The sequence below is a fragment of the Siphonobacter sp. BAB-5385 genome (genome assembly GCF_002261125.1).
In the GTDB taxonomy this organism is placed as follows: domain Bacteria; phylum Bacteroidota; class Bacteroidia; order Cytophagales; family Spirosomataceae; genus Siphonobacter.
Map to the genome: position 1 here is coordinate 22421 of NZ_NMPS01000142.1, position 12243 is coordinate 34663.

At 47.9% G+C, this 12243-nt stretch carries 9 protein-coding genes; 3 read left to right on the forward strand and 6 right to left on the reverse strand.

Features of this window, described 5'->3' with window-relative positions:
• Positions 1-84: 84 nt before the first annotated feature.
• Complete coding sequence (locus BWI93_RS13555; protein ID WP_094812162.1) at positions 85-1077, reverse strand: hypothetical protein; 993 nt, start codon at positions 1075-1077, stop codon at positions 85-87.
• Between the two features lie 99 nt (positions 1078-1176).
• Here BWI93_RS13555 and BWI93_RS13560 point away from each other — a divergent pair, with 99 nt between their 5' ends.
• Positions 1177-1815, forward strand: coding sequence for a M949_RS01915 family surface polysaccharide biosynthesis protein (locus BWI93_RS13560; RefSeq protein ID WP_094812164.1), 639 nt, complete (start codon positions 1177-1179; stop codon positions 1813-1815).
• 2 nt (positions 1816-1817) lie between these two features.
• Here BWI93_RS13560 and BWI93_RS13565 read toward each other — a convergent pair whose 3' ends face one another.
• Positions 1818-2525 (reverse strand): hypothetical protein, encoded by a 708-nt coding sequence (locus BWI93_RS13565; RefSeq protein WP_094812166.1) that lies wholly within the window; start codon positions 2523-2525, stop codon positions 1818-1820.
• Positions 2526-2645: 120 nt separating this feature from the next.
• Between BWI93_RS13565 and BWI93_RS13570 the strand changes: the two genes are divergently transcribed.
• Positions 2646-3860, forward strand: coding sequence for a hypothetical protein (locus tag BWI93_RS13570; RefSeq protein WP_094812168.1), 1215 nt, complete (start codon positions 2646-2648; stop codon positions 3858-3860).
• Between the two features lie 93 nt (positions 3861-3953).
• On the opposite strand, the gene BWI93_RS13575 is transcribed toward BWI93_RS13570, so the two are convergent.
• Together BWI93_RS13575 and BWI93_RS13580 are read right to left on the reverse strand one after the other, a co-directional pair.
• Positions 3954-6629: a response regulator gene (locus BWI93_RS13575; protein WP_094812170.1), complete on the reverse strand. Its 2676-nt coding sequence runs from the start codon at positions 6627-6629 to the stop codon at positions 3954-3956.
• A gap of 110 nt (positions 6630-6739) precedes the next feature.
• The gene (locus tag BWI93_RS13580) at positions 6740-7402 is read right to left on the reverse strand and encodes a PAS domain-containing protein (protein ID WP_176454218.1); all 663 of its coding nucleotides are present in this window, start codon (positions 7400-7402) and stop codon (positions 6740-6742) included.
• Positions 7403-7650: 248 nt separating this feature from the next.
• Here BWI93_RS13580 and BWI93_RS29560 point away from each other — a divergent pair, with 248 nt between their 5' ends.
• Positions 7651-7746, forward strand: a complete 96-nt coding sequence (locus BWI93_RS29560) for a hypothetical protein (protein WP_141217458.1) — start codon at positions 7651-7653, stop codon at positions 7744-7746.
• 76 nt (positions 7747-7822) lie between these two features.
• On the opposite strand, the gene BWI93_RS13585 is transcribed toward BWI93_RS29560, so the two are convergent.
• Positions 7823-9151, reverse strand: coding sequence for a hypothetical protein (locus BWI93_RS13585; RefSeq protein ID WP_094812174.1), 1329 nt, complete (start codon positions 9149-9151; stop codon positions 7823-7825).
• Between the two features lie 12 nt (positions 9152-9163).
• On the reverse strand, positions 9164-11572 hold the full coding sequence (locus BWI93_RS13590) for a TonB-dependent receptor plug domain-containing protein (RefSeq protein WP_094812176.1): 2409 nt from the start codon (positions 11570-11572) through the stop codon (positions 9164-9166).
• Between the last annotated feature and the right edge of the window lie 671 nt (positions 11573-12243).

Consider the following 12243-nt stretch of genomic DNA (forward strand, 5'->3'; position numbering starts at 1 on the left):
CGGACGGATCAATGCCCTGATCCGTCCGTTTAGAAAGAAAAGAGGGAGTATTGCTGCTCTGGAAATCTTTTGAAAAGGGTGCTTTTATCCTTCCATGATCTGGTGAAGCTCATCGACGAATCGTTCTACCTGAGCACTCTTCCGGAAAGAGGCTATGGCAAACACATCCTGCCGGTCGGCCTTGCCGGGTACGTGAAAGTACATATTGATTGAGGTGCCCGTATAAACAAAATTAAACGACTGGCGGACGGTTTGCAGTCCGGCAAAAGCTCCAAAGTGATAGCGTTTGTTAAAAGCTTTAATCCATCCCCTTCTTTCCAGCAGCTGCGTATCGGTGTTGAACGTTGTTTCCGTGTACGCGGCATTGAAGAAAATAAATCCGATCCCCAGCATAATCGCGATGATCACCACTTTTGCCAGCAGACCGTTGGTTTGCAGAGCCAGCATGGAAATGCCAATGGCGATAAAAAACAACCCGATCACGATTGCTCCGGCTTTCGCATTTTTAACCGTAAACACAGGACCTTCCTGCGTGAAAAAGCGGTAGGACGTAAGCGGTACTTTTACATAATCAGCGGGAGTATCATATTGATCGAGAAACTGATGGATCACCGGGACGGGCTCTTCGACAAAGGCGAGGGCATTCGGGTCATTGGATTTCGTATAGCCGCAGGAAACGACCAGGCCCTTTCCATAACGGGAATCTTTACGAAACAGGCGGTAATTATAACTACCCGCCATGTTGCTTACTACATTGATTCCCTGAAGTTTAGATAGAGGCGTTGTAGTCGCTGGAATAAATCCCAGGAACATTTTTCGCATGTGCCCTTTACTATGATCAAATTCGACGTACGTTCCCGCATGACCCCAGAAGATCGCTACAATCAGCAGCAGAAAAAGTACGAAAGGGAGCGATTCCGCAAAAGTGGTGTTCTGATAGGTGACGTACACTAAGAAGAGACCAGTAGCAAATAAGGCAAAGACAAGCGTGAAGATGTAAAAAACACCATACGGATAAATGACAACCCGTTGCGGCTCAAGACTCCAGCGGGTTTTCGACAGACTTTTTAAAGACATAAAAATAGATTGAGTAAGGTTTCACTAATAACCTTTAGTTAAGTAAATGGTTTTCCGTAGGGTTGATCGCCCAAAACAGGAAAGCTCGTTTGCTCTGCAATGCATTTTTTCCTGCGGGGTAATATCAAGTTTAAGTCGCACCAAATCATGACCTTTCTACGCATTTCGCTATTTCTTTTTATCCTTTCGGTTCAGCAGGTAGCCCTGGCACAAGTGCAGTCAAAAGGCATCGCTCCGTCCGCTCTGCCAGCCGGACTTCTGTATAAAGGAAAGCCTTTGCAAGTCCTTCAGTTTCACGATCAAACCGGCGATTACGTAGCTCTTACGACTGAGACGACTACGCGGGAAGACGAGGCCCATATCGCCGCGTACATGTTTGGGGCGAACGGTTCGAAGCTCTGGCAACTAAACGACGGAATAGCCGATTGTCCGCTGGATCGGGTCGCTGTCTTTGTTCCCGGCTCATTTAAAGTTACGGATCTGAACAAAAACGGGAAAGCAGAGGTATGGGTAGCCTATCGGATCGGTTGCCGGGGCGATGTGAGCCCCAGCGAGCTGAAAATCATCATGCATGAAGGAACGACCAAATACGCCATGCGGGGTGTGGGTAAGCTGAAAGTGGGCAATGCTCTCCAACCCGACGGCGGAACCATGACCAGCAATGGCTTTCGAAAAAGTGCTTTCAACACCCATGCGGAGCAGTTATGGAAGGCTTATCTGGTTGAGGTAATGGAATAATACTAGGCGGTCTTCGGGAAAAGCCGGGATTTAATCCATTGCCAGATCAGGTACAAAACGATAAGTACTCCCAGCCACCAGTACCGCTGAAACCAGTCCTGCCCATAGGCTTTGCGGGCCTGCCAGCGTTCACTGGCGGATACGTTCAGGTCACGCACGATGTACTCGTTCAACGCGGAAATACTTATTTTTCCTGCAATCAGGCTCCGGTTTTTTAATAGAAAATAGCTGCTTCGGCTGGCTTCCAGCTCCACGGGTTTCTGATTGATTCGTAACATAACCCTGGTATGAATAAAGCCCCCTCGTCTGGCAAAAACTTGTTCGACCCGAAAAATCGGCCACTGCTGTTCGATGGCGGGGCGGGTGGCTATGCTCCAGAGCAAGTCCAGTTTTTTAACGGTGAAATAGGCGGAAAGTATGTAAAATCCAAGCAGAGCGAGACTGATGAACACGTTTCCATACCACGGCCATTCCAGATGAGGAACGATCAGGACAAGGGTATACAAAGCCAGGGGCAATACCGCCAGTCCACTGAATAGGGCAAGTTTCCCGGAATCCGTAAACGTATGCAGATCCAGAAAGCAGTCAGTGAACACGTGAATAATCAGAAAGAAAACCCAGTATGCAAGCACCAACCACGAGCTGAAACGATGCAAACCCGATTGCTGGGATGGGTCCACGGGTACTGAGGAAAGCGTTTTCAGGCTCATTTCGCAAAAAAGTAAATTAAAACGGGTACGGGTCTCTTCAGAACTGTAAGAGCAATTTATTTTCTTTAAGCCCTTAATAGCCTAAAACTGCCTCAAAGGTTCGATTGTTTCTATCCACACATGGCCAAACAGATCAAAGTAATCCATTGTCCGCACTGCGGCAGCATTCATAAAAGAGAGATAAAACCCCAGGTATACCAATGCCAGAATTGTAGTACGGAATACTATTTAGATAGCGACGATACGCACATTTATCACCATTACGAGCAGCCACCGCTTCGGCCCAGTTCTGCACCGCCGGGAAATAACCGGTTGCCGATTATCCTACTCATCGGCTGTATCGCAGGCATTCTGATCATCTATGGGGTGGTGGTAGGGTTTCAACCCAAAAAAGCCAGCACCTATACCGTATCCAACTTCAAGCTGCCCCGGATGTACTACGACAGCTTTGTGTACACCAACACCCTCACGGGCGATCCGGTATATCTGCGGCTCGGTACGGATCGGGCAGGAAAAGGGAATGGAGCCGAAGAGCTGGAAACACACGCTCAGTTCAACCGGGTAACGGACGGCAAACTGCTGGTGGATCGAGTGGTAACCAACGAAACGTTTGGTAAAAAGCGGTGTGCCCTGAGTTTCAAAACCTATGCTCCCGATCTGATTTACGCGATTGGCTGTAATACGCAACTGGTACAACTGGATGTGGAACATAATGAGCTTAAAGAGGTTACGCAGGAAGTGTTCAAAGATTTTCCACAACTTAGCTCAGGAGTAGCCAGACTGGACTTTGATTATTCCAAAGCGATGATTAATGTGATGAATAACGAAGGGAAAAGCTATTTCTACTTTCCGACGATTCACCGACTGGTAGAAACACAAGCACAGGCCGAGGAAGTATGGAAGACGGAGTTCGACCGCCATTTTTTTGAATTCGGCTACCTGGGTGGACCCTTCGATGAAAACAGGGATTACCAGCTAATCGAAACAACGTACGCCAGGGCTACGGGGGAAGTAAAGCGACAAAATCTGACGCCTGGAAGAAAGTATTTTGCTCCCAGGATTCTGCATCAGGACGAGCAGGATTTGCTGATCGTTGTCAATACGACGGCGGCTCCGAATCCGCCTCTTACCATTCAGCGGCTGGATGTAAAAACGGGAGAAATTCTCTGGGCCTTACCGCCGGACACGTACACGTTGCAGAATGCGGTAAAGTGCAGGCAGGGCTTCGCCATCGAATACCGCAGAGGTCCCGAAGCGGATTACGTACACGGCGTCCTGGTGGTATCGACCACCGGGAAGATCATACAGGAGTATACGCTTTCACGCACCGAGTAAGGCGTGAGGTAATGGAAGGGTGAGTACTGTTCCAGATAAGCTCCCGAAGTCGGAATGCCTGGAACAGTACGGGTATATACCGCTTGGTTACAATCAGTGGGGTAAGGTTTCATTTAAGGCTTTTTCCAGTACCGCCCGGGCAACGGGTTTGGTAAGGTATTCATCCATACCCGCAGCCAGACACCGTTCCCGCTCACCGGCCATGGTACCTGCGGTAAGGGCCAGAATAGTCGTTCGGGTGCCAGTGAAGGCTTCCAAGGCCCGTATCGCCTGCGTGGCTTCGTATCCATTCATTTCCGGCATCTGAATATCCATCAGAATTAAATCAGGCTGGTATTTCTGATAGGCTTCAACTCCCTGTACGCCATCTTTCGCTTCGTACAGTTTCAAGTCCGGCCTGAGCGAACCAATGAGCTTTTTAGCCAGTAGGAGATTAACCGGGTTATCTTCAACAATGAGTACGGAAAAGCTTTTTGTCGACAGTTCCAGCGGTTTTTCTGGGGCAATAGAAGTAACTGCGGGCGTAGCCGGAGTCGGCTCAAATAAAGCTGAAAGTACCCGGAACAAGTGTTCCATTCGTACCGGTTTGATCAGCCGTTGAGCTACCTGTAGTTCCGCGGAGCTTCGTTCCAATTGTTCGTCATCCGAAGAAGTATACATGATTACGAAGGGCTGCCGGACGTTATGGCCACGCTGTCGTAGTTGAATCAGGGTATCCAGACCGTTGAGCGAAGGCATGTGATAGTCCATAATGATCACATCAAAATCCTGGCGGGCTGCCAGTTGCAAAGCCTCCGTTCCGTCTTGGGCCTGGCTACTGGCGATGTTCTCCAACGCGAGCATACGTTCCAGAATGAGCCGGTTGCTGACGTTATCGTCCACAATTAATACCGAGCGAATCGCTTGTAAGTGGGGCCAGCTTGGCCGGGGTTCTGTTTCAACCGGTACATCCAGATCAAAGCTGAAGAGGCTTCCTTGGGTGGGCGTACTTTCGAGAGCAAAACTACTGTTCATCAATCGCAACAGGCGACTCGAAATGGTCAGCCCCAGGCCCGTGCCACCGAATTTTTTCGTAGTCGAAAGATCTTCCTGGGTGAAGGCTTCAAAAATCTTCTGCTGATTTTCAAGGGCAATCCCGACCCCGGTATCGCGAACCGAAAACCGTAATAAGGCCTGATTACCCCGATCTTCGATTACGGCTACGTTCAGCTCAATTTCGCCGCTGAGCGTGAATTTAACGGCATTTCCCAGCAGATTAACCAGAATTTGGCGGAGACGAATGCCATCAATCCAGATCCAGGTGGGAGCCGAAGGATCCACGTTTAAAAGTACTTCCAGCCCCTTCTGGTGAGCCTGAGAGGTAATGATCGTCAGGGCCTGTTCGGTGAGCTGCCAGAGATTCGTCTTATCGGGATTCAGGGCCAGCTTGCCCGCTTCAATTTTAGAAAAATCGAGAATATCACTGATGATGTCCAGCAGGGAATTCGCCGACTGCAACACCATCTGCTGGTATTGGAACTGGGTCTCGTCCAGTCGGGATTTCAGCAGGAGTTCTGTAAAACCGATGACCCCATTCAAAGGCGTCCGGATTTCGTGACTCATGTTAGCCAGAAATTCAGATTTGGCCTGGCTTGCTGCCTCGGCCTGCTGACGGGCTTTTTCGGTTTCGGCCTGAATCTGCTTCCGGTCGTCAATGTCCTGAAATGTTCCGAATACCCGTACGCACTGATCCTTGACGAATTCAGTCTGACCTTTGGCCCGTACCCATTTGAGCTGACCCGTAGCCGTTCGGATCCGGGCTTCCAAATCCCAGGGCGTGCCGGTTTCAATGGCGTGCTGTAACGCGTCCGTAATCAATTTTTTATCGGCAGGACTGGCGTAAAAATCAAGTCCTGCATTCAGATTCGGCTCAAACTCCGGGGGTAAATCGTGAATTTCCTTGGTGACCGAAGACCAGTAGAGTTGTTCGCCAGGCAGCGTCAGCTCCCAGCCGCCAACTTTGGCCATCCGACCCGTATCTTCCAGAAACTGTTGCGTACGAAGTAATTCACCCTGAGCCGCCTTTTGTTGGCTAATGTCCTGGGTGGTGCCAACCAGCCGTTCACAGACCCCATTTTTAAATTCAGCCTTTCCCTGACTTCTAATCCACTTACGTTTACCTTTTGCGGTTAAAATTTCGCCCTCAAATTCCCAGGGCGTTCCGACGTCAATGGATTGCTGAAGAATTGCCCGAACCTGTTCACGGAAGTTTACATCCGTAAAAGCATCGAAAACTTCGTCCGCTTCCGAGACTTCACTGGTTTCCACCTCGTAAATGGCCTGAGCTACGGAAGAACGATACATTTTTCCCGTACTGACAATGTACTCCCAGCCGCCCACCCGGGCAATCTGAGCGGTTTGTTCCAAAAGCTCCTGCGTGCGTAGTAAGATATCCTCCGCTTCTTTCTGATCGGTGATGTCATCACTCATCCAGACAATTTCTCCGCTTACTTCGTGCCGGTTGGCCTGGGTTTGCATCCACACATAATGGCCATCCTGATGTCGCAATCGTTGAACCAGACGGGCTCTGCCCAAGGTTTGAGCCTGCTCCATTGCCTCCAGGGACCGATCAACATCCTCGGCATGCACAAAATCATCCAGTCGCTGCCCTAAACAGGCTTCGATGTCGTAGCCCAGCACACGCGTCCAGATGGGAGTCAGATAGGTAATGAACCCCCTGGGAGTGGTCATGTAAAAGATGTCACTCATGTTCGAAAGCAGAACCGACAACTCGGCTTCGGTTCTTACGCTTTCAGAAATATCACGTCCTAAACAAAGGACTTCAGAAACCGGACGATCCTGCCCGTCCGTTAGTCCAATGAACGTCCACTCGTAGGCTTTTAACTGGTTAGGGTAGAATTTTTTCGTAATAAAACGGTAAAGGGTACTTCAGGTTGTTGGATACACGCCTTATAAGCTTCCATGCCAACAGGAATGTCCGTTTGAATGACGTCTTCACTGGCAAAAGTACCCACTAAAGATTCGACGGATCGTCCTAGTACTTTCGCGTAATACTCACTTACAAAGGTGTACTTACCCTCCAGATCCGTTTTGGCAATGTATAGAAGTTCACTGTTGGTAATATACTGGAAAAGCAGAGATTCCTGGCGGGCTTTTAACTCGGCTTCTTTTTCTTTCGTAATGTCCACGTGCGAGACGAGCATCCGAAGGGCTCTACCCGTTTCGTCGCGAATGGCAATGCCCCGGCAGCGAATCCAGACGAGGGAGCCATTTTTGTGCAGATACCGAATGACGGCTTCAAACGGATGCGTAGAGTTCTCAAGGTGAGCCTGTAACGACTCTTCAACTAACTGAATATCTTCCGGATGGATCAGCGTCTGCCAGCCCTGAAAAATATTGGGGATTTCATTAACCTGGTAACCTAACGTTTCCCAAAAACTCTGGCTCATCCATTGATTTTCAGGGTTGATTAAATCCCAGGTCCAGATACCGGCTTCCTGAAAAAAATCAAAAATGCGTTCATCGCTTACCAGCAATTTCAATAATTCTTGTTTTAAATAGTGCATTTGGCGGGAACTATGCTTGTGTATACGCACTAAGATAAGTGTATTTACGTATATGAAATAAATGAAGGGAGATATTGTCCCTTTTTTTATTGAGTTCAAGTAGTAGATTCTTTTCAGGGTATAATCTGAATTATGAGCGAAGATTAACATTGACGTGTTGAGGTACTGGATGAAATGAATAAACATTGAAGACCTCACCTGGCGGTAGTAGAGCCAGAAGACGTATGCAACGATTCGTTAGGTTAGGACAGGTGTTTTACGTACCCAGGGGTGCAGGCCATTCCATCAAAAACACGGCTGATGCCAACAGGCGTAACTGATCGTACGAACATCAATAAAAAAGCTGTCTCCCTTTCAAAAGGAAACAGCTTTTATTGATGTTCGTACGAAAGAGTACTAGAAGATACCGATGTAGTGATTACCGGCTTTATTTACCAGTTTGGCTCCTTTGGTTACGGCACCGGATGTACGGTTCATGATGTAGATATTACCATCTTTTCCTACGGGAGTAATGGCAATGTATACTTCGTCACCGCTCACCAGAATACCTTGATACTGACCAAAATCAAGCCCATCTTCGTAGGGCAAATCTACTTTTGTAGCGGTTTTCGCGTTCAGGTCCAGACGAGCCACGTAACCCTGATCCGAACCATCCTGGCTATACAAAGCATACGCAATGCCATTGCCGGCATATTTCCAGCAATCGACGTATACGTTTTTCACACCCAGAGCGGCGTCTAAACTGAATACATACGAGTTGTCATATTCGTTGTTCTGGTTGATTTTCAGGATGTGCGAACCTTTCGAATCGCGTTGCGTCGCCTGATAAATGTTACCATCATCCGCTAAGAACGAGTTGTGGCTGCGGTAACCGCTGTTATCACCGAAACCTACCGTTGAAGTAATCACCTTTGGATTTTCCAGGGAAGGATAATCAACGATTACAGCTTTACTTCCCAGACGCGTAAAGTTTGATTCGGTAGTACCCGTGGCTGGATTTCTTTTCTGCATCCAGGTACCCACGATGAGTTTATTCTGAGCTTTGTTCAGTACCGGAGCATCCAGACGGAAAATCGTGTGACCCTGTAATTCTTCGGCCGCCGTTAAAGGAATCTGATACTGCTTGTAACCCGTAATCAGAACGTCCTGTAAGTTCAGAGCCAGGATCGTCGCGGTACCACGGAAATACGCGAAGGGAGCCGATGGTGTCGGACCGCTCGAAGCGTTGTTAGCCGTTGGCGTCGTTACGTTTACGGCGATACCCGTTTTGTCACCATCGAAAAGCTTCACCCAGCGTGGGGTTGCACTGGCGTATTGCGAGATGTTCACCGTTACATCTTCCTGCGTATATTTTCCGGCACCTTCTACTTTATAGCGGGCAAATTCTCCGCCGTTATCACCATTGTAAGCGATATTGAAAAGCGTCTTGCCATCTTCGGAAGCTTGTAAACGAGCGGTACGCGTTGATTTTACACCGAAACCGTTGTCGTAAACACTGATGGATACATTTGGGTTTTTAGCATCTTCCTTGCTTACGGAATACACCATCGTACCCCCGTTTCCATCTCCGGGCGTAGTGCCCATCAAGGCTCCCGCTACCGTAATCCAGCGGTCCGCGTTTGCATTGTCTTCTGGTTCAGTTGTGTTATTATCCTTACAACCCGTCAGGGCAACCGTCATCAAAAGACCGGCTAACAGGGAAAGATTCAGACCTTGTTTTCTCATGGAAGCGATTGATTAAAAATTGTTTATAGTGTAATTTAACTTCAGGTAAAAGGCTCGTCCGGGCTTCTGTACGGCAAAGTTGTCATACGCCTGACGGTCGAACATATTCTTGACGTCGGCACTCACGATGAAGCGTTTGTTAGAGAACATGTAACTCGCTCCCAGATCCTGGATGTACTGACGCGGGGTGCGGAAATCCTCAATGATCATCCAGGTGGTGTAAAACCGCTCTACGAAACGAAATCCGTAATACACATTCAGTCTTGAGTTTGACTTCAGCACATTTTTGAAGGAATACTGAACGGTACTGTTAATGGTGAAGAAAGGCTCATTGGGCAATTGACGACGGTAGTAATCGTATTCCCGACCATTCGGGTCGTACTGCATATTGAAGACCGAATTGAATTTTGAAGCACTCAGTCCAATGGTCAGATTATTGTTATAGATGTAGTTACCCTCGACTTCAAAACCAATCGATTTCGTCTTGCCCAAGTTTTCAAAAGGATCGGTTTGTACGGCATCGTTCAGACGCGGGTTCACCCGTTGGACAATCTTATCGCGGGTATCCCGAATAAAGCCGGACAGAGCAAAGTTGTACTTGTGTGAGCCGGATGTGTAGGTCCCGGCTCGGAAACCCACGTTGAGGTTGTTACTGACTTCCGGACGGATTCCGAAATTTTCCACAATGTTCTCGCCCGGACTACCAAAGACTTCATTTTCAGAGGGCAGGCGTACGGCCCGTTCAGCGGAAGTAAGCAGGTACAGATTAGGGATAACCGCGTAGGAAAGAGCTGCTCCGTAACCAGTTGTCGTTTTGTTACTCGACGTACGGTTCTCCCGCCGGTTATTTTCCACCAGCACGGGGTCCATGCGGTCGATTTTCTGTTGGTAATGTTTACCGAAAATGTTCGCTCGTAGCCTGGAATCCAGTGCTTTCAGTTCATACGCTACTGAAGTGATATTCTTGGACAGATTACGGGTTCCGATAAATTCCCGCTCCACGACGGATCGCATAAAATCCTGCTGATCCCGGTCAATGTTGTAGTAGATGTGGTTGACAACCAAGCGGTGGTTTTTGTGAAAATCATAGTTAACCCCCGCCCGGAAGGTCGTCACGTTTCGGTTGATGTGATTGATGGTAGGAGCCCCCTGCTGGGCACCGGTGGGACGCAGAATGGGTCTGCCGTCCAGGCCAACGCTACGTTCCCCGTACCAGTTATAATTCCATTTCACCGTATCCACAACCACCTGCTTCCGCATACTCGACATGCCGCTTACGGTTAATTCCAGGCCCTTCACCATGAAATTTTTCTTGCGGTAATTCAGGCTGAACACATGGGCTTCGGATTCCGTAAAACGTCCTTTGTAGGGAATGGACATGTACGTTCCGTGCTGCACTTCCTTGTAATCGCTGGAGCCATTGTAGCCAATGAAAAACTGATCGGCCCATTTTACATCCGTGAAACCCAGTTCAATCTGGCCGCCCACGGAGCGATAGGCATCGTTAAAGCGACGAGCCCGAACGTAATCATAGCGGCCATTCGGAAGAATATTCCGAACGAATTTCCCCCACACTTCATAATCATTGTCCGAGTAATTATAGAAGCCCGAAGCCTTTACGGTAAACCCACTTTTGGCCGACCGGTGCGTACCGCTGACATTGGCCTGTAGCGTGTTAAAGGAACCGTACGAAACCGAGGCCGTCAGGTTATTACTCATTCCTTTTTTCAGAATCACGTTAATGGCTCCGCCCAGAGCATCGTCCGACAAATGAGCCGGGATGACGCCCTTGTATACTTCAATTCGCTCGATTAAGGCCGGGGGAATGCTGTTCAAACTGAACGAAGCTCCGTAGGTGGAAATAGGAATGCCGTCAATAAATATACGTACCGATTCACCCGACATACCGTTCAAGTTGTAGGTGACCGCCGAACCCAGACCCCCGTTCTGACGAACGCGTACCCCAACGGTGCGATCCAGCATTTCGTTGGTTTGAAAATTGCGGGTGGCGACATCCTTGGTCTCGATTACGTTGACCGCAAATCCCTGGGTTTCCAGCTCTTTCTTCTCGGTTTTGTGGGTCACCTGCACTTCAGCCAGATCCTGGATGGCCTTATTAACGAGAACAGATACGCTGTGAGACGATTTATGAACGCTGAGTTTTAAACTCTTGGGCTGGATTTCTACCGATGTAATCAGAATTTCCTGATGTCCGTAGGGTACGTTCTTTAGCTCGAAACCGCCCTGTTGATCGGACATGGTTACCACATTGCTATTCTTAATGCGAACCGTAACATGCTCTACTCCGGTACCTCCTTCGAAATGAATGTTGCCTTTCACGGTAGCGACCTGAAGCGTACTGGTTTGAGCAAAAGCCAGACCACTGGCCAGCAGTAAGGACACCAGATAGATATATTTCATGCGTGGTAAAATTTCAATGGGATGTTATTTAGACCAAGACTAAATAAATAGTGCTGCGAAAATATAAAAACGGGATTAAAATTCCGAACGCCGTTTTTAAAAATGCTGAAGATTACAATGAAGCGAGTACGTAAATCGGTAGAGGCTGCTGGTCTGTATTTTAGGGTTTCATTCGTCCGGTGATGTACTTCTACGAATGGCCCATCTTATGAAATAGATACCCTTTATTTTAATTGTTTATACTGTGCAAGTCGTTGATAAATAGAATATTGTAATGGATAGTGAAATAATTGATACATTATTATACCCTAAATAACGTATAATGAAAGACGTAAACTTCTGAGAAAAGAGGCCTGAAAGGAACACGCTACTAGTCGTCACGGCAAGTAAAAAGTGAAGCAAGAAAACGATAGAAAACTTTTTATTTTATTCGTAAACGAGCTTTTATAGACTAACCTCAGTTTAATCTGTATTAAAATTTGTTTAATGATTTCTGCTGAATACTAGAGTTCAAACCCACTCGGATCGGTAAGCATAGCCTGCTTGACCAGGTTATTCCAGGAATTTCTCTAGAAACAGATAAGGTTGCATTCATTTCCCCGAGAGGCTTTGACAATAAGAGCGTTTTCTGAACCAATAAAAAAGCCCGGATTCAATTGAATCCGGGCTTT

Excerpts from the sequence above, each read along its gene's own strand:
- BWI93_RS13560 (WP_094812164.1), top strand. The coding sequence starts at position 1,177 with ATGCATTTTTTCCTGCGGGGTAATATCAAGTTTAAGTCGCACCAAATC.
- BWI93_RS13555 (WP_094812162.1), bottom strand. The coding sequence starts at position 1,077 with ATGTCTTTAAAAAGTCTGTCGAAAACCCGCTGGAGTCTTGAGCCGCAA.
- BWI93_RS13570 (WP_094812168.1), top strand. The coding sequence starts at position 2,646 with ATGGCCAAACAGATCAAAGTAATCCATTGTCCGCACTGCGGCAGCATT.
- BWI93_RS13565 (WP_094812166.1), bottom strand. The coding sequence starts at position 2,525 with ATGAGCCTGAAAACGCTTTCCTCAGTACCCGTGGACCCATCCCAGCAA.
- BWI93_RS29560 (WP_141217458.1), top strand. The coding sequence starts at position 7,651 with ATGCAACGATTCGTTAGGTTAGGACAGGTGTTTTACGTACCCAGGGGT.
- BWI93_RS13585 (WP_094812174.1), bottom strand. The coding sequence starts at position 9,151 with ATGAGAAAACAAGGTCTGAATCTTTCCCTGTTAGCCGGTCTTTTGATG.
- BWI93_RS13590 (WP_094812176.1), bottom strand. The coding sequence starts at position 11,572 with ATGAAATATATCTATCTGGTGTCCTTACTGCTGGCCAGTGGTCTGGCT.